21 protein-coding genes and 1 pseudogene are annotated in these 20302 nt (G+C 61.1%); 14 read left to right on the top strand and 8 right to left on the bottom strand.

The window, feature by feature from the left end:
- Window positions 1–23 precede the first annotated feature (23 nt).
- Window positions 24–404, top strand: coding sequence for a hypothetical protein (locus tag GA0004734_RS26510; RefSeq protein WP_245292575.1), 381 nt, complete (start codon window positions 24–26; stop codon window positions 402–404).
- Between the two features lie 520 nt (window positions 405–924).
- Here the strand turns inward: GA0004734_RS26510 and ltrA are convergent.
- Window positions 925–2232, bottom strand: a complete 1308-nt coding sequence (ltrA, locus tag GA0004734_RS21645) for a group II intron reverse transcriptase/maturase (protein WP_245292574.1) — start codon at window positions 2230–2232, stop codon at window positions 925–927.
- A gap of 588 nt (window positions 2233–2820) precedes the next feature.
- Between ltrA and GA0004734_RS21640 the strand changes: the two are divergent.
- The 7 genes and pseudogenes from GA0004734_RS21640 to GA0004734_RS21610 all read left to right on the top strand — a co-directional run bounded on the left by GA0004734_RS21640 (window position 2821) and on the right by GA0004734_RS21610 (window position 11221).
- A pseudogene (locus GA0004734_RS21640) lies at window positions 2821–4017 on the top strand (IS256 family transposase).
- A gap of 264 nt (window positions 4018–4281) precedes the next feature.
- Entirely contained in the window at window positions 4282–5025 is a 744-nt protein-coding gene (locus tag GA0004734_RS21635) for a FadR/GntR family transcriptional regulator (RefSeq protein ID WP_092937806.1), read from the top strand.
- Window positions 5026–5077: 52 nt separating this feature from the next.
- The gene (kdgD, locus tag GA0004734_RS21630; RefSeq protein WP_092937804.1) at window positions 5078–5983 is read left to right on the top strand and encodes a 5-dehydro-4-deoxyglucarate dehydratase; all 906 of its coding nucleotides are present in this window, start codon (window positions 5078–5080) and stop codon (window positions 5981–5983) included.
- 138 nt (window positions 5984–6121) lie between these two features.
- The gene (locus GA0004734_RS21625) at window positions 6122–7630 is read left to right on the top strand and encodes an ABC transporter substrate-binding protein (RefSeq protein ID WP_092937802.1); all 1509 of its coding nucleotides are present in this window, start codon (window positions 6122–6124) and stop codon (window positions 7628–7630) included.
- A gap of 88 nt (window positions 7631–7718) precedes the next feature.
- Window positions 7719–8633, top strand: a complete 915-nt coding sequence (locus GA0004734_RS21620) for an ABC transporter permease (RefSeq protein WP_092937800.1) — start codon at window positions 7719–7721, stop codon at window positions 8631–8633.
- 12 nt (window positions 8634–8645) lie between these two features.
- The gene (locus tag GA0004734_RS21615; protein WP_092937798.1) at window positions 8646–9560 is read left to right on the top strand and encodes an ABC transporter permease; all 915 of its coding nucleotides are present in this window, start codon (window positions 8646–8648) and stop codon (window positions 9558–9560) included.
- Window positions 9561–9580: 20 nt separating this feature from the next.
- Complete coding sequence (locus GA0004734_RS21610; protein ID WP_092938300.1) at window positions 9581–11221, top strand: ABC transporter ATP-binding protein; 1641 nt, start codon at window positions 9581–9583, stop codon at window positions 11219–11221.
- Between the two features lie 252 nt (window positions 11222–11473).
- Here the strand turns inward: GA0004734_RS21610 and arsK are convergent, their stop codons facing one another.
- The 6 genes from arsK to GA0004734_RS21580 are packed head-to-tail and all read right to left on the bottom strand — an operon-like array spanning window position 11474 to window position 15705.
- Entirely contained in the window at window positions 11474–12655 is a 1182-nt protein-coding gene (gene arsK / locus GA0004734_RS21605; protein ID WP_092937796.1) for an arsenite efflux MFS transporter ArsK, read from the bottom strand.
- The gene (gene arsH / locus GA0004734_RS21600; protein ID WP_175386612.1) at window positions 12652–13377 is read right to left on the bottom strand and encodes an arsenical resistance protein ArsH; all 726 of its coding nucleotides are present in this window, start codon (window positions 13375–13377) and stop codon (window positions 12652–12654) included. The genes arsK and arsH overlap by 4 nt, the downstream gene beginning before the upstream one ends.
- Complete coding sequence (gene arsC / locus GA0004734_RS21595) at window positions 13352–13774, bottom strand: arsenate reductase (glutaredoxin) (RefSeq protein WP_092937792.1); 423 nt, start codon at window positions 13772–13774, stop codon at window positions 13352–13354. The genes arsH and arsC overlap by 26 nt, the downstream gene beginning before the upstream one ends.
- A 4-nt stretch (window positions 13775–13778) precedes the next feature.
- Window positions 13779–14819, bottom strand: coding sequence for an ACR3 family arsenite efflux transporter (arsB, locus tag GA0004734_RS21590; RefSeq protein ID WP_092937790.1), 1041 nt, complete (start codon window positions 14817–14819; stop codon window positions 13779–13781).
- Window positions 14819–15349, bottom strand: a complete 531-nt coding sequence (locus tag GA0004734_RS21585) for an arsenate reductase ArsC (RefSeq protein ID WP_092937788.1) — start codon at window positions 15347–15349, stop codon at window positions 14819–14821. The genes arsB and GA0004734_RS21585 overlap by 1 nt, the downstream gene beginning before the upstream one ends.
- A complete protein-coding gene (locus tag GA0004734_RS21580; protein WP_092937786.1) occupies window positions 15346–15705 on the bottom strand; it encodes an ArsR/SmtB family transcription factor in 360 nt (119 codons plus the stop codon). The genes GA0004734_RS21585 and GA0004734_RS21580 overlap by 4 nt, the downstream gene beginning before the upstream one ends.
- A 365-nt stretch (window positions 15706–16070) precedes the next feature.
- Here GA0004734_RS21580 and GA0004734_RS21575 point away from each other — a divergent pair, with 365 nt between their 5' ends.
- The 6 genes from GA0004734_RS21575 (at window position 16071) to GA0004734_RS21550 (ending at window position 19227) form a co-directional block, all read left to right on the top strand.
- Window positions 16071–16565 carry an invasion associated locus B family protein gene (locus GA0004734_RS21575; protein ID WP_092937784.1) on the top strand — a complete coding sequence of 165 codons (495 nt, stop codon included), beginning with the start codon at window positions 16071–16073 and terminating at the stop codon, window positions 16563–16565.
- A 97-nt stretch (window positions 16566–16662) separates the two neighbouring features.
- Window positions 16663–17172 carry an SH3 domain-containing protein gene (locus tag GA0004734_RS21570; protein ID WP_245292573.1) on the top strand — a complete coding sequence of 170 codons (510 nt, stop codon included), beginning with the start codon at window positions 16663–16665 and terminating at the stop codon, window positions 17170–17172.
- A gap of 198 nt (window positions 17173–17370) precedes the next feature.
- Window positions 17371–17637: a GCG_CRPN prefix-to-repeats domain-containing protein gene (locus tag GA0004734_RS21565; RefSeq protein ID WP_092937782.1), complete on the top strand. Its 267-nt coding sequence runs from the start codon at window positions 17371–17373 to the stop codon at window positions 17635–17637.
- Window positions 17638–17751: 114 nt separating this feature from the next.
- A complete protein-coding gene (locus GA0004734_RS21560) occupies window positions 17752–18312 on the top strand; it encodes a sigma-70 family RNA polymerase sigma factor (protein ID WP_139056318.1) in 561 nt (186 codons plus the stop codon).
- Window positions 18305–18775 (top strand): hypothetical protein, encoded by a 471-nt coding sequence (locus GA0004734_RS21555; RefSeq protein ID WP_092937780.1) that lies wholly within the window; start codon window positions 18305–18307, stop codon window positions 18773–18775. Before GA0004734_RS21560 ends, GA0004734_RS21555 begins: the two co-directional genes overlap by 8 nt.
- Window positions 18776–18780: 5 nt before the next feature.
- Window positions 18781–19227 carry a periplasmic heavy metal sensor gene (locus tag GA0004734_RS21550; RefSeq protein ID WP_092937778.1) on the top strand — a complete coding sequence of 149 codons (447 nt, stop codon included), beginning with the start codon at window positions 18781–18783 and terminating at the stop codon, window positions 19225–19227.
- A gap of 293 nt (window positions 19228–19520) precedes the next feature.
- Here the strand turns inward: GA0004734_RS21550 and GA0004734_RS21545 are convergent, their stop codons facing one another.
- Window positions 19521–20183, bottom strand: coding sequence for a hydrolase (locus GA0004734_RS21545; protein WP_092937776.1), 663 nt, complete (start codon window positions 20181–20183; stop codon window positions 19521–19523).
- Between the last annotated feature and the right edge of the window lie 119 nt (window positions 20184–20302).

Raw genomic sequence — 20302 nt, 5'->3', positions numbered from 1 at the left:
AGCCAAATCATGGCGGCGGCGAGATGAACGAAGCCGGTGAAGTGCACGGTGCGGCGGTCGTGGCGGGTCGCGAAGCGACGGAAATGCTTGAGGCGACTGAAGCTTCGCTCGATCTGGTTGCGATGCTTGTAAATGGCAGGATGGTGCGGGATGGCGACCTTGCGGTTACGCGTTTAGGGGATCACGGCGACGGCGTTCATGGCTGCGATCCGGTCGCGCAAGTCGTTGCCGTCATACGCTTTGTCGGCAAGAACGGTTCCGCCTCGCTGGCCTTCGAGCAGGGGGGCGCAGAGGCGACAAATGGCGCCAGATATGGTTGGAGCGCACACTCTGTTCAGCGACTGCCGAGCCGGACGCCTGTATCGAGCCGGCACAACCGAGCGCCACGTCATCGGCCTGGCTGAAGATGAGATAGAGATTGGGCGTCCTAGCGACCATCTCCTTGCAGAACTCCACGCAGGACTCCAGTGTCCAGTCGACGGCAATGCCTCGACAATTTCATCTTCTGCCCAGGCGCGGCGCGTGATTGCCCAACACGTCGAAGGATCCGGCCGGCTTATTATCGAGCCGATGCGTTTTAACGCCTGACCCGCCCACGCGGAACGCTGGAAAACAAGATAAGAGGATTTTCCGAGAGATTGCATCCATTCTCGCAACAAGAATGTGCCATTGGCGATGATTATCTCCTTCAGTGTGGCTAGGCGGATGAGGCACTCTTGTATCACGGGTTAAGCGCTGGTAGCGGACGTAAGCCGAGATCAAACATTGTGAGGCGTTCCCAAAACGTCTTGTTCGAGTCGGTCGTCAAGGCCACTGGAGCGACATAGCCGGATCGTGGTCGAGTAGCTATGCCATTCGGCTTCGCCCTCACAGATCCGGGCGGGCGGATTTCCCGCACCCGGCTCTTCCCGAGAGTAACCCGCGTCATCTCCTGGCCTGCGCCCAAGTTCGAGTAATACGTGGGACTGGCAGCGCGAAGCGTGCGGTGAGGATTTCAAATTCCAACCAACCCATTCGCCGGCTTTTCTGACTTCGCCGCCTCAGGCAGCGGAACCATATGCGGCGTGTTTGCTGATAGAAACCGTTGAGCGCGGGATAGTTATGCGGCCTGCCGTAGTAGCCGTAGTGTCCACGCAGCACAGCGGCAAGCCACTTGTGCTGGGTAGCCAACGTCAAGTGCATGTGCCGCCATGCTCCCTCGCGCAACGCCTTCAGCTTTCGCGTCAGGCGTTTCCCTTCCGTCTTGTGCTTCACGATAAACCTGCCATCACGGGTCACTCCACAGTAGTGAATGAAGCCCAGGAAGGCGAAGGTCTCGGGCTTTCGCTCGCCACGCCGCTGCCGAGTCAAAGCCGCGAACCTGCCAAACTCGATCAGCCGCGTCTTGCCTTCGTGGAGCGCTAGGCCAAAACTGCCTAGTCGCTCCTTGAGGGCCAGAAGCATATTCAGCGCATCATCCTTGTTCTCGAAGCCCATAACGAAGTCGTCGGCGTAGCGCACGATCACAATTCGGCCGCGTGCATAGCGTCGACGCCATTGATGAACCCACAGATCGAGGATGTAGTGCAGAAAGATGTTGGCGAGGAGCGGACTAATGCCAGCTCCTTGCGGGGTACCCTTGTCAGTCTCATACGTCTCGCCGCTCTCAAGGATTCCCGCCCGCAGCCACAGCTTGATAAGCTGGAGGATACGGGGATCGGCTATCCTGTGCGCCACCATCTGCAACAGCCACTCGTGGTCAACCGAGTCAAAGAAGCTGCGGATGTCGGCATCGAGCACCCAGTTCACGCGCTGGCTCATGATCGCTGTATGCAATGCATCCAGTGCCATGTGCGGGTTGCGCCCTGGCCTGAAGCCATAGGAGAACCCGCAAAAGTCGGCCTCATAGACGGCACTAAGCACTTCAGCGACCGCGCCCTGGACGATCTTATCCTCCAGGGTCGGCACTCCAAGTGGCCGTTTTCCGCCATCGGCTTTTGGAATGTAAACACGTCGCACCGGCTGTGGCCGGTAGCGACCCGTGTGGACCCGTTCGCAGAGATCGTGAAGATTTTGCTCCAACCTCTCTTCGTACTTCGCCACAGTCATCCCATCGACGCCTGCGCTTGCCTGCCGTTTTTGCCGTCTGAATGCACGATGAAGCGCATTCAGATCGACGTGATGCAGCAGTGCAGTGAACCGAGTTCGGGCAACCTGTCTGGCTGCCGCGTTCACCCGCTCGAGGTTTGGCATCAGGACAACCCGGCTCTGTGTCCGGACCCTGGCCTCCTCTTGCGAGATCCTCTCGGGCCGATCCCTTCCCTCCACGCGTTTCGTTTCCTTCAACGGTTTCATTGGTACTATGAACCAGTCCGACTCCCGACCTCAGCTCGGTCAACAACTCCGGCAGTGCCTTGTTGCTGCCCCCCACCAGAGACCAGTCTGGCGGACCCGGTCGGGCCTCTCATGTTCCGATAACTGCCTTCCATACGTGATCCGGCCATCGACCCCGACGGAGCGGCATCATCTCGCATAACGACGATACGCGTGTTGCCTTCGTGTTTAGGGAACACACTCGGCCTCCGTGAACATCCACCTTTCGAGGCTCATTCCCGCACCCCGCATGGCTCCTGTCTACACTTCAGACCCCGCGTTACCGCGACGCCCGCAAGACTCGGTCCCGGCTTGCCTGCTAAGGCTTTGGCCGGATGGGACTTGCACCCACAAGCAGTTATCAGCTTGGCATGACGTACTCCCGCAGCGTGGTGTAGCTGACAGGGTGGTCACCGGTGTTTTCCGTTAGGGTCGGGTTGCTTAGAGCCAACCTGAAGGACACCACCGATGACCGACGATATGATGAACCTGCGCTCACTCGTTGAGAAGAGCGCTGACGCTGATTTGCTGCGCGAGATGATCGGCTTTGCTGCCGAGAAGCTGATGGCGCTGGAGGTCGGCACAAAGACCGGCGCGGGCTATGGCGAGAAGAGCTCGCTTCGTGTTGCCCAGCGCAACGGCTATCGCGACCGTGACTGGGAGACACGTGCGGGAACCGTCGAGCTGCGCATTCCCAAGCTTCGCACAGGCAGCTATTTCCCGAGCTTCTTGGAGCCTCGCCGCATGGCGGAGAAAGCCCTGACGGCCGTGATCCAGGAAGCCTATATCCAGGGTGTTTCGACTCGTTCTGTCGATGACCTGGTCAAGGCCATGGGCATGAGTGGCATCTCCAAGAGCCAGGTGTCCCGGCTTTGCGAGGAGATCGACGACAAGGTCAAAGCCTTCCTCGACCGCCCCATCGAGGGCGAATGGCCCTATCTCTGGATCGACGCGACCTAACTCAAGGTTCGTCGCGGCGGGCGCATTGTTTCTGTTGCCGTCATCATCGCCGTGGGCGTGAACACCGATGGCCGACGCGAGGTGCTTGGCATGGAAATCGGGACATCCGAGGCCGAGGCAATCTGGACTGAGTTTCTGCGAAAGCTGACCAGGCGAGGCCTGCGCGGCGTGAAGCTCGTCGTCTCTGATGCGCATGAGGGCATCAAGGCCGCGGTATCGAAGGTGCTCTCCGCCACCTGGCAGCGCTGCAGAGTCCACTTCATGCGCAATGCTTTGGCCCATGCAGGAAAGAGCGGACGGCGCGTCGTCTCCGCCTTCATTGCCACGGCATTTGCCCAGGACACCCCAGAGGCCGCAAGCACCCAATGGCGCAATGTTGCCGACCAGATCAGGCCGAAGGTGCCGAAACTCGCCACGCTGATGGATAGCGCCGAGCAGGACGTGCTCGCCTACATGACCTTTCCCAAGCCGCACTGGGCCAAGCTTCATTCAACAAACCCGATCGAGCGTATCAAAGGCGAGATCAAGCGACGCACCGAGGTCGTCGGCATCTTCCCTAACGACGATGCCATCGTCAGACTGGTCGGTGCCTTGCTGCTTGAGCAGAATGACGAGTGGGCCATTCAGCGATCCCGCTACATGACACTGGAAACCATCGCCACGATGAGCGATGATCCACTCATCAGCCTGCCAGCCGCAAGCTGATCCTTTCCCGGCTCCGTCCGGAAGGCACGGCGGACGCCGGAGCTACACCACTCCATGGGACACGATCCATAGCCGGATCGCTTACCTGCCCACTATCCACTGAAGACAACCAGATCTCGATCAAAATCCGTTCAATCGAATTGACTTGATTTCCTGACAGGAAGATCGTCACCTCGCAACGAGGAACGGACCGGTACATGCTTCCATGAACCCATATCGTCATACGAATTCCAGAATGTCATCTGATCTCGCAAGGCCTCTCCAATGAGTGCAGCACCACAAAGGGGGCGCCGCTATTCGAGTGACGTCGTTGACATCATCAGAGCCCAGATCAAGGAGGGCGTCTATGCAGTTGGCGACAAACTTCCAACGGAACCAGCCTTAATCAGTCGCTTTGGCTTCAGTCGGACCGTCATTCGGGAGGCGATAGCGGCGTTGCGGGCAGACGGGATGGTCGAGTCGCGCCAGGGTGCAGGGGTTTTCGTCGTCGCGTCGCGACCTAGTGATCTGCTGCAGGATCTTTTTAGCCGGGAAACGGATAAAATCTCCGACATCATCGAAGAACTGGAGCTTCGCATCGGCGTTGAAGTCGAGGCCGCAGGCCTTGCTGCGTTGCGTCGGTCACCTGCACAGGAGGCGGAAATTCAAGCACAGGTCCATCGTTTCGGAGATCTGATGGAAATGAAAAAGGCGACGGACGAGGTCGATTTCCAGTTCCACATGGCGGTGGCCACCGCCACGAACAATGCACGCTTCAGGTTGTTCCTTGAGCATATCGGCCGCCGGATGATCCCGCGCGTGAAGTTCAAAAGCGTCATGGGCGGCGTCGATCCCCTGCCAAGCCGCGATCATCCAATTCTGGACGAGCATCGCGCCATTGCCGATGCCATCTCAGCCCAGGAGTCTGAGCGTGCCCGCGAAGCTATGCGCGTGCATCTTCTGACCGGCATGGAGAGATACCGCTCCTTGGTGTCACGGCCGAAGCATAAGCCGACGGTTGCAGATTGACTCATCTTAAAAGTCATAATACGACTTAGCCTTCAACGAATGGGAGGTTCTGTTGTCGCCTGAGGAAATCAAGTCTGCCATCGCATCGGGTCTCCTGTCGTTTCCCGTCACCCATTTCAACACCGACCTGAGCCTTCATCTGGAGAGTTACAGCCGGCATGTGGCGTGGCTTTCCGGCTTCGAGGCGGCGGCGCTCTTTGCCGCCGGTGGCACGGGCGAGTTCTTTTCCCTATCGCCCGAAGAAGTTGGCCTGGTCACCAAGGCCGCCAAGGAAGCCTCCGGCAGCGTGCCGATCATCACAGGCTGCGGCTACGGCACCTCGCTTGCCATAGACACCGCGCGCCAGGCGGAGCGGGCCGGCGCAGATGGTTTGCTGCTGCTACCGCATTATCTGATGGAAGCGTCGCAGGATGGGATTTACCGGCACGTCAAATCGGTCTGCCAGTCCACACCGCTCGGGGTCATCCTTTATAACAGAGCCAATTCGGTTGCGACCGCCGATACTGTCGCGCGGCTTGCGGAGGCCTGCCCAAATCTGATTGGCTTCAAGGACGGCACAGGACGGGTCGACCTCGTCCGTCACGTCACCGCCAAGCTGGGGGACAGGCTCTGCTATATCGGCGGCATGCCGACACATGAGCTGTTTGCCGAAGGGTTCAACGGCGTCGGCGTCACGACCTACTCCTCCGCCGTGTTCAATTTTGTGCCGGCGCTGGCGCAGCGCTTCTACAAGGCGATGCGGACGAGTGATCGGGCGACGATGGAGGATATCCTCAACCGCTTCTTCTTCCCGTTCGCCGCTCTGCGCGACCGCGAGGCCGGCTACGCCGTTTCCATCATCAAGGCCGGCGTCGAACTGATCGGCCAGACGCCGGGGCCGGTTCGTCCGCCCCTGACGGACCTGACCCCTGACGAAAAGCAAATGCTGGCAAGCCTAATCGAAACCGCCGGCGCCTGACGAGGCGTTCCGCCGTCGCGCACGGTGAGGCGATGGCCGGATCCATCGGTTCATGGATCGGGCGATACACGCCGTGATCATCGCGCGTATCGGTTCGAAAGAATTTAGACGACATCGTGTTCAATCGGGAGGAGCAACATGACTGGCATCACATTACGTCTTATCGCAGGAGGCCTGCTGGCGGCGGCGTCAGCATCCTATGCCATGGCGCAGGACGCCACGGCGATCCGCATCGTGCTGCCGGAGCAGCCGGCGAACCTTGAGCCCTGCGGCACCATCATCACCAATGTCGGGCAGATCCTCGCCCAGAACGTGGTGGAGCCGCTGACGGTCATTGATGCGGCGACCGGGCAACCGCGCCCCAAGCTCGCGACCGAATGGAGCCAGGTCGATCCGCAGACATGGCGGCTGAAGCTCAGGGACGGCGTGACCTTCCAGGATGGCGAGCCCTTCAACGCGGCGGCGGTCGCCTTTTCCATCGAGCGCATGACGGGCGGCAAGCTGAACTGTAACAACATGGCGAAGTTCGGCGATGCCAAACTGACGGTGACCGCCGTTGACGACCTGACTGTCGAGATCAAGTCCGATCGCCCGGAGCCGATCCTTCCCACCTTGCTCAGCGTGGTGATGGTGGTGTCGCCGAAGACGCCGGCCGACAAGGCCGTCAACGATCCGGTCGGCACGGGACCGTTTCGCCTGAAGACCTTCAATACGCAGACCGTCGAGCTCGTCAGTTTCGACAAATACTGGGGCGACAAACCGAAAGTGACGGCCGCGACCTATGTCTGGCGCGCGGAATCGTCGATCCGGGCCGCCATGATCGAGACCGGCGAGGCCGACCTGACCCCGTCGATCGCGATCCAGGATGCCTCCAATCCGGAAACGGACTTTTCCTATCTCAACTCGGAGACGACGGCGATCCGCATCGACGCGGCGCAGCCGCCTCTTGACGATCTGCGCATCCGCAAGGCCTTGAACCTCGCCATCGACTGGGACGGGCTTGCCCAATTGTTCGGAGACGACATCAAGCGCGCGTCGCAGATGGTCGTGCCCGGCATCAACGGACATGACGATGCCCTCTCGCCATGGACATATGATGCCGCTGAGGCCAAGAAGCTGGTGCAAGAGGCAAAGGCTGCGGGCGTCCCGGTCGAAACCGAGATCACCCTCATCGGCCGCAACGGCATCTATCCCAACGGCTCGGAAGCCATGGAGGCCATGGTCGCCATGTGGCAGGACGCCGGGCTGAACGTGAAGCTGACGATGCTCGATGTCGCCGACTGGTTGCGGTACCTGCAGAAGCCATACCCGGAGAACCGCGGCGCCAATTTGCTGCAGATGATGCACGACAACAACAAGGGCGATGCGGCGTTCACCATTCCGATCTTTTACCGCTCGACCGGCAACTATGCGACCGTGAACGACCCGGCGCTCGACAGGCAGGTGGACGAGGCCCTGGCGGCAACCGGCGATGACCGCACGGCGAAGTTCAAGGCCCTCTTTGCCAAGGTTCGCACCGATGTCGTGTCCGATATCCCGATGTTCCACATGATCGGCTACACGCGCGTCGGCAAGCGCCTCGACTGGAAGCCGGATATCACCACCAACAGCGAAATCCCGCTGGCCAATATCGGCATCAAGTCATGAGGACGGACAGACGCGCGGTGCCTTGCCGCGCGTCTGTCCGTCATGCCGGCTTTCTCCCGGCTGATACGGTCTCAAACGAGGGCCTGCCATGCTCCGCTATCTCGGACGTCGTGCGTCGTACAGCCTGATTTCGATCATCGGCCTCGTCACGCTCGTCTTCTTCCTGACACGCCTGACAGGCGATCCCTCTGCGCTCTACCTGCCCCTGGACGCGAGCGCCGATGCGCGCGCCCAGTTTGCACGGCTGAACGGGCTCGACCAACCGGCGATCGTCCAGTTCTTCACCTATCTCGGCAATCTGGCGCAACTCGATTTTGGCCAGTCGCTGCGGCAGAACCGCTCGGCCATGGAGGTCGCGCTGGAGGCGTTTCCCGAAACGCTGAAGCTCGCCTTTCTCGCCATCACGCTTGCGACGTCGCTGGCTATCGTTGTCGGATCGCTCGCTGCGGCGCGTCCGGGTAGCCTGTTCGACCGCATCGCCAGCCTCGTGTCGCTGGCCGGCGCCAGCGCGCCCGATTTCTGGATCGCTATCGTCGGCATCCTTCTCTTTGCCGTCGGGTTCGGATTGCTGCCGACCTCCGGCACGGGAAGTGCGGCGCACTGGGTGCTCCCGATCTTCGTGCTGACGCTGCGCCCGTTCGGTCTCCTGGTGCAGGTGGTTCGCGGCACGATGCTGTCGGCCCTGTCCGCCGCCTACATCAAGACGGCCCGGGCCAAGGGCATGCCGCGCCGCGAGATCATCTTCGGCCATGCGCTGCGCAATTCGCTGTTGCCGATCGTCACGGTGGCGGGGGACCTTGCGACAGGGCTCGTCAACGGCGCGGTCGTGGTCGAATCCATCTTCGGCTGGCCGGGCATCGGCAAGCTGATGATCGACTCGATCATCCAGCGCGATTTCGCGGTCGTCCAGTCGACGATTCTCGTAACGGCCGTCGCGATCTTCCTTCTCAATATCGCAATCGATCTTCTCTACGCATTCCTCGATCCCCGCATCCGTTACTAGAAGGCAGGCCCGATGACGCTTGTTTCGGCTCCCGTCGCGGCGATCTCTCCGCGCATGCCGCTCCTCTCCTACCTCTGGCGCGACAAGATGGCGTTTGCTTCCGCCCTCTTTCTCGTGCTGCTCCTGCTCCTGGTCCTGTTCGGCCCTTTGCTCGTCGGTGACGCTGCCGGACGGCTCGGCCTGCGCCAGCGGAACCTTGCGCCTTTCACCTTCAATGGCGGCTTTCTCTATGTGCTCGGGGCAGACACGCTCGGGCGCCCCATCCTTGCGCGGCTGATCGTCGGCGCGCAGAACACGATCCTGATCGCTGCGGCGGCCGTGTTCAGCTCCATGCTGATCGGCGGCGCACTCGGGCTGATCGCCGGCTATTCCGAGCGCTGGTACAGCCATGTCATCCAGCGTTTCGCCGATGTGATCATGAGCTTTCCCTCGCTCCTCCTCGCCCTGATCGTCCTCTATACGCTCGGGCCGAGCATGACAAACCTCGTCATCGTGCTGGCGATCACGCGCCTGCCGATCTACCTGCGAACAGCCCGCGCAGAGGTGCTGGAGCTTCGCGAGCGGATGTTCGTGAGCGCGGCCCGCTCGATGGGTGCTTCGCCGGTGCGCATCGTCTTCCGCCATATCGCGCCGCTCGTTCTGCCGACGCTGGTCACGATCTCGGCCATCGATTTTGCGACCGTGATCCTTGCGGAGTCCGCGCTGAGCTTCCTCGGCCTCGGCATACAACCACCCGATTTCACTTGGGGTGCCATGGTGGCGAACGGGCGAGGCTATCTGCAGACGGCGTGGTGGATCGCCTTCTGGCCGGGCCTTGCGATCATGATGACCACCTTGTCGCTCAACATTCTCTCCAACTGGGCGCGCACCGTCGCCGACCCGCAGCAGCGCTGGCGGTTGCAAGCCCTGAGAAAGGCTGCCCGATGAGCAAGATCGAAGACGCGGGAATGCCCGCACCCATCCTTCAGGTCGAGGGACTGACGGTCGACTTCCTGTCCGATGGCGATCCCGTCCGCGCGGTCAATGATGTCTCGTTCCATGTCGCGCGCGGCGAGACGCTGGTCATTCTCGGCGAGAGCGGCTCGGGCAAAAGTGTCAGCACCAGCGCGCTGATGGGGCTGGTCGATTGCCCGCCCGGCCACATCGTCTCCGGCCGCTGCCTGTTCGACGGCCACGAGCTCGCGCACCTCGACGAGGACAAGCGGCGGGGCCTTAACGGCCGGCGCATCGCGATGATATTTCAAGATCCCCTCGCCTCGCTGAACCCGGTCTACACGGTCGGCCGACAGATAGAAGAAGTCTATCGCAGCCACGGCGAAGGCCACGGCGACCTGCGCTCCCGGATCCTCGACCTCCTGCGCCGCGTTGGCATTCCAGACCCCGAGCAGCGCGTCGATCATTATCCGCACCAGTTCTCCGGCGGCCAGCGCCAGCGCATTATGATCGCCATCGCCATCGCGCTGAAACCCGATATCCTCATTGCCGATGAGCCGACCACGGCGCTCGATGTCAGCGTTCAGGCACAGATCCTGGACCTGCTGCGCGATCTTCAGCGCGAGACCGGCATGGCGCTGATCATGATCACGCACGATCTTGAGGTGGCGGCGTCCATGGCGGACCGGATCATTGTCATGAACAGCGGCAAGGTGGTGGAGGCCGGACCCGCCAGAGAGGTGTTTGAGACGCCGCAGCACGCTTACACCCGGAAACTGATCGCTGCGCTGCCGCATGGCGAGGTTGCTGATGCCGGGCACAAGCGCTCCAGGGAACGGGCCGACGAGGTACTGCTGAAGGTGGAAGGGCTCGGCAAGGATTACGTCTTGTCATCTGGCGCTTTTGCCGGGAAATCCGTGTTCAAGGCGGTGGAGGATGTCGGCTTTCATCTCTGCAAAGGCGAAACGCTGGGCATCGTCGGCGAGAGCGGCTCCGGCAAATCGAGCGTCGCGCGCATGCTGATGCGCCTGAACGAGCCGACATCGGGCACGGCTATCTTTGCCGGGCAGAACATCTTCGATCTTACGGGAAAAGACCTGATGGCCTTTCGTCGCCGGGTCCAGATGGTGTTTCAGGACCCGTACGGCTCGATGAATCCGCGCATGAGTGTCCGCTCGATCATCTCCGAACCGTGGCAGATCCACGGCGACATCCTGCCGCGCACGCGATGGAGAGACCGTGTCGTCGAGCTTCTGGAACTCGTCGGACTGAAGGCCGAGCATGAAGGACGCTACATCCACCAGTTTTCTGGCGGACAGCGCCAGCGGATCGCCATCGCCCGCGCGCTTGCCAGCGAGCCGGAACTCATTATCTGCGACGAGGCGGTTTCAGCCCTCGATGTGTCGATCCAGGCGCAGGTCATCGATCTGTTGGCGGATCTGCGCAACCGGCTTGGCCTGTCCTATATCTTCATCACGCATGACCTGCCGATCGTGCGCCACTTTGCCGATCGTATCCTCGTTATGAAACAAGGTCGTATTGTCGAGGAGAACGAAACCACTGCACTCTTCGCCACGCCCCTTCATGATTACACCAGGACGTTGCTCAACGCAGTTCCGTTGCCGAAATGGCAGACTTGGAGCGAAACTGCCTAGCTTTATCGTGAACAGGTTTCCGGGGTTTGTTCTGAGTACCGATGAAGATGTAACCTAAGCCTCCGGCGTCGGCCGCGAATGGACCAGCACTCATTCCCGATCAAGGGACACGTGTCTTTCCTACCTTAGGACGTCGCAGAATAAGGCGCTTTGCGGGAGGCGCAACGTCCGCTACCGGCGCAAAGGCGACAGACGTGGCGTACGCGTCTGGGGCCGTCATCAGCCAAGTATTCAACGTCGGTGGGATCGGCCTTATCGTTTAAAGCGGAGCAGCGTTGTGACCGCAACAGCTGCCAGCAGCGCCAGGATGATAATTCCACCTGTCGAAACACGGATGCCGAACCACTCTATCGTGAGGGCAAGTGCGAAAGGCGCGAGTGCCGAAGCGATCAGGCGGGCTGCCATCATCCGGCCCTGAAGCTTGCCGTAGCCTTCACTGCCGAACAGCGCCAGCGGGAGCGTGCCGGAGACGATGCTCAGCAAGCCGTTGCCCATGCCGAAGATGACGGCAAAAACCATGGCACCCGGAATCGACGGAGCACTCAGGATCAGGATCGCCGTGCTGACCGGAATCAGGGCCGCCGAGATCAGGGCCAGATGCAGGGCGTCGAGGCGTTTGCCGAACACCATGTTGATCAGGCGGCTGGCAACCTGCGACGGGCCGAACAGCGTGCCGACGATAGCGGCACTTGCGCCCAGCCCAAGTCCCGCCAGCAGCGGCACCATGTGCACCAGAACGGCTGCGCCCGCGAGGTATTGCAGAGCGAAGGCCGTGGTCATGAGCAGGAACCCCGAGCGCCTGCGTTCCGGTGGCAGTGTGCCGATCACCGGCTGGGCCGGAGATAATGCGGCCCGTTTGCGGCTGTGGGTAACTCTCGTTGCCAGCCAAGCATGCAGCGGCACGCAGACCAGCAGGTTGAGGCCTGCAAAGACCAGATAGACGTTCTGCCAGGAGAGATGGGTCTGAAGGCTCGACGTGAGCGGCCAGAAGAGCGTCGAGGCGAAACCCGCGATCAGGGTCAGGTAGGTGATGCTGCGCTGGGCCACGGTCGGCTGAAGCTGAACCAGGAGCGCAAAGGCAGCCCCGTACTGGACGAGGTTAGCGGCGACCTCAATGCCGATCAGGGCGGCGACATAGGTGGTTCTGCCGGGCGCATAGGCGCAGGCAACCAATGCGGCGGCGGCCACGGCAGAGCCGACGGTCATCACCACGCCCGCGCCGACCCGGTCGATGAGGCTGCCGAGCCACGGCGCGGTGAACCCACCGATCAACAGGGCGACCGAAAGCGCGCCGAAGATCCATTCCTGTGACCAGCCGAGGCTGGCGCCCATGCCCGGCGCCAGGATGCTGAAGCTGTAATAGAGGGTGCCGTAACCGATGATCTGGGTGACACCCAGTGCCAGGATGGCCGCAACCGGCAGCCGTGCGGTCATATGGACGCGAGGCTCACGCGCTGCTCCAGCTTTTCGGCGTTTTCCTTCCGTTCGCTGTAGCGATCGGTGAGATAGCCGGATGCGTCCCGCGTCAGCCATGTGAACTTGACCAGCTCCTCGCAGACGTCGATGACCCGGTCGTAATAGGACGAGGGCTTCATGCGACCGTCTGCGTCGAACTCCTGGAAGGCCTTGGCAACCGAGGACTGGTTGGGGATGGTGATCATACGCATCCAGCGACCGAGCATGCGCAGGTGATTGACCGTATTGAACGATTGAGAGCCGCCCGACACCTGCATGACGGCAAGGGTCTTGCCCTGCGTCGGTCGGATCGAGCCGACCGAAAGCGGAATCCAGTCGATCTGCGCCTTCATGATACCGGTCATCGCACCGTGGCGCTCCGGTGAGATCCAGATATGGCCTTCCGACCATTGGGTCAGGTCGCGCAGTTCCTGCACCTTGGCGTGCGTGACCGGCGCGGCATCGGGCAGCGGCAGGTCTATGGGATCGAAGATCCGCACTTCGCAGCCCAGTTCCTCCAGCAGCCTGCCCGCCTCGAACGCGAGCAGGCGACTGTACGATACCGTGCGCAGCGAACCGTAGAGGATCAGGATGCGTGGCTTGTGGGTCGAAAATGGCGGTCGCAGCGCGTCGAGGTCCGGCTGGCGCAGGTGGTCGCGGTCGAGGGCAGGCAGATCAGCCAATGCGCTTGCCCTCCGCATCGAGGACCTGCTCGCCGTCTTCCTTGGTGAAGGGACCCTTGTGCGTCTCCGGCAGGATGTCGAGCACGACTTCGGACGGGCGCGACAGCCGCGTGCCGAGAGGGGTGACCACGAACGGGCGGTTGATCAGGATCGGGTGCTTCAGCATGGCGTCGAGCAGCTGGTCGTCGGAAAGGTCCGGGGTGTCGAGACCAAGCTCGGCATAGGGCGTGCCCTTCTCGCGGATGGCTTCACGCACGGTGAGGCCCGCGTCCGCGATCATGGTGGCGAGCGTCGCTTTCGACGGCGGATGCTTCACATACTCGATAACGGTCGGCTCGATGCCGGCGTTGCGGATCATCTCCAACGTGTTGCGCGACGTGCCGCAAGCGGGGTTGTGATAGATGGTGACGTCCATGGTCTCAGACCTTTCTGATGGTGGCGGCATTGGTCCGGACCGCGGCGCCGCGCTCGTACCAGTTCTTGCTGCGGTTAACGATCCAGACCACCGACAGCATCACCGGCACCTCGACGAGGACGCCGACCACGGTGGCCAGCGCTGCGCCGGAGGTAAACCCGAACAGGCTGATGGCGGCAGCCACGGCCAGTTCGAAGAAGTTCGAGGCACCGATCAAGGCCGACGGACCGGCCACGCAATGCTCCTCGCCGCTGACGCGGTTGAGCAGGTAGGCAAGTCCGGAATTGAAGTAGACCTGGATCAGGATCGGTACGGCAAGAAGCGCGATGACCATCGGTTGCGCAATGATCTGCTCACCCTGGAAGCCGAACAGCAGCACGAGGGTGGTGAGCAGTGCCACTAGCGAGAGCGGCTGCAGACGACCGGCCATGCGTTCGACGTCCGTGCTGCGGCGCAGAACCTGGGCGACGATCACGGGCAGGACGATATAGAGCACCACCGAGAGGATCAGCGTATCCCACGGCACGGTGATGGCGGAGAGACCGAGCAGAAGGGCGACGATCGGCGCGAAGGCCACCACCATGATCGCGTCGTTCAGCGCCACCTGGCTCAGCGTGAAGTGCGGTTCGCCCTTGGTGAGGTTCGACCAGACGAACACCATCGCCGTGCAGGGTGCCGCCGCGAGGATGATCAGGCCAGCAATATAGCTGTCGATCTGCGTTTCCGGCAGGTAGGGGCGGAACAGCCAGCCGATGAACAGCCAGCCGAGCAGCGCCATGGAGAAGGGCTTGACCGCCCAGTTGATGAACAGGGTAACGCCGATGCCGCGCCAGTGGCGACCGACCTGCGCCAGAGACGCAAAATCGATCTTCAGCAGCATGGGAATGATCATCAGCCAGATCAGCACCGCCACCGGCAGGTTGACCTTGGCGACTTCGGCCGCACCGATGGCCTGAAACACGCCGGGCATGAGATGCCCGAGACCGATACCGACGACGATGCACAGGGCGACCCAAAGGGTCAGGTAACGCTCGAATGTGGACATCAGGCGACCTGTCCTTGCGGACGCGTGCTGCCTTCGAATGCGCCGATCTCGCGCAGACGGGTTTCCAGCGCCAGCTTGTCGATCGACGTCAGTGGCAGACTGAGAAACGCGGAGATCCGGTTCTTTAGGAAGCGCGCTGCCTTGGAGAATGCCTGGCCCTTCTCGATCTCTGTGCCTTCGACGGCGGCGGGATCCTCGACACCCCAGTGGGCCGTCATCGGGTGGCCGAGCCACACCGGGCAGGCTTCGCCAGCGGCGTTGTCGCAGACCGTGAAGATGAAATCCATCTGCGGCGCGCCGGGCTCGGCGAACTCGTCCCAGGTCTTCGAGCGAAAGCCGGTGGACTCGTAGCCGAGCGCGCGCAGCGTATCGAGGGCCAGCGGGTGCACCTGCCCCTTGGGCCGACTACCGGCCGAATAGGCCTTGAAGCGCCCCTTCCCCTCGCCGTTGAGGATGGACTCGGCAAGGATCGAGCGGGCGGAATTGCCGGTGCACAGGAACAGTACGTTATAGATGCGGGCGGTGGTCATTGCAGGTTCTCCGAAGCGGATGGGCCGCAGCAGGGGGTGAGAGCGGTGATGATGGGCGCACACAGTTCAGCGCTGCCGCCGCAGCAGTCCTTGACCAGGTAGAGGGTCAGGTCGCGCAGCGCGTCGATCTCGGCGCGGTAGATGATCGAGCGGCTGTGGCGCTCGCCTTTGATCAGCCCGGCGCGCGACAGGATCGCGAGATGGGCCGACATGGTGTTTTGCGGCACGCCGAGCAGGCGTGCGAGTTCACCGGCGGGCATGCCCTCCGGTTCATGGCGGACCAGCAGCCGGAAGGTGTCCAAGCGGGTGGATTGGGCAAGAGCGGCAAGCGCAGCAATGGCATTATTTGATTCCATATATCCAGATTATCGGATTAATGGGACTCGTCAAGGGGAATGACGCGACGCGTCCGGTATAGCCTCCCGAATAGACTGCTGCGTTGCTGCCCGAGTAAACACCGAGCCCGCAGGTTTTCCGCCTCATCGCTCGCGGGGTTGTCGGCATTTTTCAGCGTCCCGTCCGCTTGGTTCGCTCCCCTCCGCAGCCTCATCTTTGTCTTTGAAGGATGACAGTCGCATCGCGCTGCCATTCACGATCCCTAAAAAATTAACCTTTTGGTAACCACGAGGGTTTCTGATTGCCGTGTCCACCCCATCATTCGCCCAGCCGAGGGGCCGCACAGCTCAGGCCCTTCTGAAGAGACTTGCTGAGGAAACAGCCTATGAAGTTCTGCTACCTTACTGCCGTTTTCGCGATCGCTGCAGCAGCCAGCGCGAATGCGCAACCGACGATGGTGAAACAGTATGACGCCTGGGGCGTCTATTCCTACCAGACCGGCAGCTCGCCAACCTGCTACATGCTCACCATTCCTGCAGATGAAAGGCCAGCCGACGTCGATCATGGAGACAACTTTTTTCTCCTGGCTCCAACGAAGGCAGCACATGCGGAGTACGAACCTCAGGCTTTGATGGGATATCGGTTGAAAGCTGGCGCTCCAGTCTCCGCCCGTATCGGCGATGAGCGGTTCCATATGATGAGTGATGGAAAAAGCGCATGGCTCCGAAAACCCACCCGTATCCCTGACATGATCGATGCCATGAGAGGAGGTAGCGAAATGATCATCAAGGCTACATCGCGCCGCGGCACCAAGACGACCTACACCTATTCCCTGACTGGCGTAACGGCTGCCTTGAAGCACCTTAAAGAGTGCGACTAGCGTGCGCGTTTTTCCTTTTCGCTGCAAAATCCGCTCTCGCCAACGCTCTCTCCCCATGTGGCGCAGAACATTGTTTGTCATGACATGTTGCAGCATAGTGGCCAGCGCCGATATCGGCGTTCTGGCCATGCCGGCGGATACCACCGCTTCGATCCAATGGAAGAAGGGACGCGAGACGGGTTTGCCGATACCGCGATTCGTCTCGCTCAAGGCCAAAAATGCCAGGATGAGAGTCGGGCCATCGCAGGAGAACCCAGTAAAATGGCTTTACACAGCGCCAGGCTTACCCGTTGAGATCATCGAGGAGTTTGGAAATTGGCGTCAGATCCGGGATTGTGACGGAGTCTCCGGATGGATGCACCGCTCGCTGCTCAGCGGCCGACGGACAGCGGTCATCGGTCCCTGGATAAAGACGCCGGTGGCGCTGTCCCGCAGTGCCAGTCCGTCGGCACAGGGTATCGCTCTTCTCTCGGCCAAAGTCCGGCTCAATATCACGTCGTGCCAAGGCGCGTGGTGCAGGGTTGTTGTTCCCCATCATGATTTGGCCGGATACGTTCGGCGCACGGCGCTCTGCGGCATTTTCCCCTTCGAGACGATCCCGAATTGAGCGCGCCGTCGTTACGGTCTGCAAAGTGTAACGAAGAGAGGGCACCTTTCCTTGAGCTCTTCCCCTTCCGCCAGAACATGAGCCTCCGCTCCACGTCCGTGAGAAAAAAGCACTGCCGCTGCGACGGAAACGGCATATCCCGGCGTGTAAGGGATATTCGGATGCCAGTCATTCCGAAGCGAAACCAACGAGGATGTCATGAAAAAGTATCTCATCATCGCGCTGACGACGGTTGCCACCTTTGCAAGTCTTGCGCCTGTTGCCGAGGCACGGCAAGGATGCGGCAAAGGCTTCCACCGTGGCCCAGCCGGCTACTGCCGGGCCAACCGGGGTCCGCGCCCCCCTGTCGTGATCGTGCCGGCCGGACCGAGGGTCGGGATCTTCTATGAGGGTCGCGGCTACTGGGATGGTCACCGCTATTGGCGGCATCGTGCCCGCCATCACAGCGGCTGGCGCTACTACTGAGCATAGAAAACACAAGCCCCGTGGCCAGGACAATCCTGAAACCCTCGATCTGTCTCTCCCACCAACATTCCGGAGTGTTCGAGCTGGAACATCTTTGCGGGGAAAGCGTGTCTGGTGAGCCAGGCTGATTCGGATCTGGTCCTGATGCAGGGCATCGCGGGCGGCGATAGCGTCGCCGTCCGCACGCTCGTCGATACCGCGCTGTCGCGGATCTTCCGGTTCTCGGTACGCATTCTGCAGGATGCCGCTGACGCCGAGGAAGTCGCGCAGGAGGTGATGGTGAGGGCTTGCCGACAGGCTCCGCATTGGCAGAAGGGTGAAGCACGCCTCGATACTTGGCTTCACACCGTGGCGCTCAATCTTTGTCGCGACAAGCTGCGCGACAGAGCCCGCCGCGCGGTCCTCGGGGGCGTGCTGCTGGATATCGAAGACCCTGATGCCGATCCCGAAAGCCGGCTGGTGGAAACGGAGCGCAGTGCGCGCGTCGCCTCTGCAATTCGTTCCTTACCCGAGCGCCAGCGCGATGCGATCCTTCTCGTGCATTATCAGGACCTATCCGGTGCGCAGGCCGCCAAGGCGCTTGGTATCAGCGTTGAGGCTCTTGAGTCCCTATTATCCCGCGCCCGCCGCCGCCTTCGGCAAGACATCATGAACCAGGAGAGTGACGATGACTGACCCGATGACGATACAGCGCTTCCGAGCCCTGACCGAGATCTATGGAGCTGGTCTTGAACGCTGGCCAGTGACTGAGCGGGTCGCTGCCGAAAGGCTTTTGCGTGATCCCGTTGCGATGCAGGTGCTCCGCGAGGCCCACGCTCTCGACGCGGCTATGAACGTCTGGAAGGACACTCCGGTCCCGGCTGACCTCTTCGCCCGGGTCGCAGCCGCTCTGGACGATAATGAAAAGAGCCGCGGCATGGCCGGCAGAGAGAAGAGGGATGCATCTCAGGTCGCTGCGTCTGTTGGGCAGAATCCATTGAAAGGCATCGGGCATCGGCTCTGGTGGCTTGGTGTGGGCCTCGCTGCCGCAGTCAGCGGCCTGGCAGCCGGCAGCGTCGCCGCATCCACGCTCGTCCAAGACGATCCTTACGATGCCGCGGTTACGAGTTTTGGCAACCTTCCAGACCTGGAGAAATAACCGTCATGCACAAAACGGGTATCCTCCTCACCCTATCGATCATTCTCAACATTTTCCTTGTCGCAGGGATCGCGGGGGGAGCCTTCTGGCTGAACCGGGAGCACCGCATGATCTTCGCCGGCGCTCTGCGCGTCGCAGGTTCGGAACTTCCTCAAGAGACCCGCAAGGCTTTCCGCGCGGTTCTTCGAGAGGCTCGAAAAAGCGAAAACAATATGCTCATTGCCGCAAGTGAAGCGCGCCTGGAGGCTGCTCGACAGCTACGGGAACCCGTCCTCAATCAGGCGGCTGTTCTTGATGCCCTGACACGAGCCCGGGCCGCAGATGCTACCGTCCGCACGGCCGTAGAGCAGAGCGCCGTAACCTTTGCGGCAACCCTCACTCCCGAAGAGAGAAGTAAGCTTGCCGACGCGATCGAACAGCGCAGCCGACGTCGTCTCGACAATGCTGATTAGAAAGCTTCATGTACAACGTGTTGATCCGTTCCGCCGGCAGTAGTCCGCCGGTCGTCGAGAGGCCACGCGAGCGATAGCTTCGCGTCTGACTCGAAAGGTTTCAACGATATCCGTATCTTGCCAGGCGTCTGGCCAGCATTCGGATGTAAGCGATGGGCATCCGGGATCGTGACTGCAATTTTGGTTACCTGTGGACGGCCATGAGCGAAGGTTCTCTCTTGGCTCGAAGGTGACGGGATATAATGCGATCCATGCGGAACAGGTCGGTCCGACATCCCGTCACCCCGTGCGCCCTAGTGGCCGCCCGAAGGGGTCGTCGGGACAGGCGTGTTGAGGAGCTGTTGCTCCCACAGGTATGCAATACCGCTGCCACCTGCGTGCTGGATAATAACGTCCGTTAACGCGCCAGCGGTATCCTCGCGAGCCCAATCGCGCTGCCATTCAGCAGCAAGCGCAAGCCACGTCATCATGTTGCAGCCCGCCGCGATCATACGTTGGACAGATACCTCATGAGCTTCTACCGAGGTGCCACCCGATGCATCGGTGATAACCGTGACGTCCCAACCTTCACCAGCTGCCTGGATTGCCGGCATCGCGACGCAAATTTCAGTCCAGAGGCCCGCAATGATCAGCTGTTTACGCCCGGTTGCCTTGACCCTCTCAACAACCTTTTCGTCTTGCCAAGTGTTGATAAACGTGCGGTCGATCACCTCCTGTCCAGGAAAGACATCAGTGAGATGCTTGAACAGCAGGCCGCCCCTGCCGGCGACGACGCTTGTCAGGATGGTAGGAACGTTAAAAACCTTCGCGGCCTTCGCCAGCGCCGTCGTGTTGTTTACAACCGCTTGCGGATCGTGGCTGTTCAGATTTGCGAGCTGATAGGGCTGATGGTCGATCAAAACAAGAACGGAGTCTTCGGGACGAAGCAGCGAGTTGAGGCCGTTACGAAAATTCATAAATAGTTCCTTGGTAGCGGTCTGAGGGGACAGTTATGCGATGCTGAAAGCGCAGTTACAGTCGCAGTCGCAAGCCTGTCACCGCGGTGAGTGATGCGGTAGTGCCGAAACGTGCTAAG

This window comes from Rhizobium sp. 9140, from assembly GCF_900067135.1.
GTDB lineage: Bacteria > Pseudomonadota > Alphaproteobacteria > Rhizobiales > Rhizobiaceae > Ferranicluibacter.
The sequence above is the reverse complement of the archived record's forward strand: the minus strand, read 5'-3'. Positions and strand labels throughout refer to the sequence as shown.

Coding starts and splice junctions, on each gene's coding strand:
- GA0004734_RS21610 (WP_092938300.1), top strand. CDS start 9,581: ATGCCCGCACCCATCCTTCAGGTCGAGGGACTGACGGTCGACTTCCTG.
- GA0004734_RS21550 (WP_092937778.1), top strand. CDS start 18,781: ATGCACAAAACGGGTATCCTCCTCACCCTATCGATCATTCTCAACATT.
- GA0004734_RS21575 (WP_092937784.1), top strand. CDS start 16,071: ATGAAGTTCTGCTACCTTACTGCCGTTTTCGCGATCGCTGCAGCAGCC.
- ltrA (WP_245292574.1), bottom strand. CDS start 2,232: ATGCCAAACCTCGAGCGGGTGAACGCGGCAGCCAGACAGGTTGCCCGA.
- GA0004734_RS21635 (WP_092937806.1), top strand. CDS start 4,282: ATGAGTGCAGCACCACAAAGGGGGCGCCGCTATTCGAGTGACGTCGTT.
- GA0004734_RS21585 (WP_092937788.1), bottom strand. CDS start 15,349: ATGACCACCGCCCGCATCTATAACGTACTGTTCCTGTGCACCGGCAAT.
- GA0004734_RS21615 (WP_092937798.1), top strand. CDS start 8,646: ATGACGCTTGTTTCGGCTCCCGTCGCGGCGATCTCTCCGCGCATGCCG.
- GA0004734_RS21555 (WP_092937780.1), top strand. CDS start 18,305: ATGACTGACCCGATGACGATACAGCGCTTCCGAGCCCTGACCGAGATC.
- arsH (WP_175386612.1), bottom strand. CDS start 13,377: ATGCGGAGGGCAAGCGCATTGGCTGATCTGCCTGCCCTCGACCGCGAC.
- GA0004734_RS21545 (WP_092937776.1), bottom strand. CDS start 20,183: ATGAATTTTCGTAACGGCCTCAACTCGCTGCTTCGTCCCGAAGACTCC.
- GA0004734_RS26510 (WP_245292575.1), top strand. CDS start 24: ATGAACGAAGCCGGTGAAGTGCACGGTGCGGCGGTCGTGGCGGGTCGC.
- GA0004734_RS21565 (WP_092937782.1), top strand. CDS start 17,371: ATGAAAAAGTATCTCATCATCGCGCTGACGACGGTTGCCACCTTTGCA.
- arsK (WP_092937796.1), bottom strand. CDS start 12,655: ATGACCGCACGGCTGCCGGTTGCGGCCATCCTGGCACTGGGTGTCACC.
- arsB (WP_092937790.1), bottom strand. CDS start 14,819: ATGTCCACATTCGAGCGTTACCTGACCCTTTGGGTCGCCCTGTGCATC.
- arsC (WP_092937792.1), bottom strand. CDS start 13,774: ATGGACGTCACCATCTATCACAACCCCGCTTGCGGCACGTCGCGCAAC.
- GA0004734_RS21580 (WP_092937786.1), bottom strand. CDS start 15,705: ATGGAATCAAATAATGCCATTGCTGCGCTTGCCGCTCTTGCCCAATCC.
- GA0004734_RS21625 (WP_092937802.1), top strand. CDS start 6,122: ATGACTGGCATCACATTACGTCTTATCGCAGGAGGCCTGCTGGCGGCG.
- GA0004734_RS21620 (WP_092937800.1), top strand. CDS start 7,719: ATGCTCCGCTATCTCGGACGTCGTGCGTCGTACAGCCTGATTTCGATC.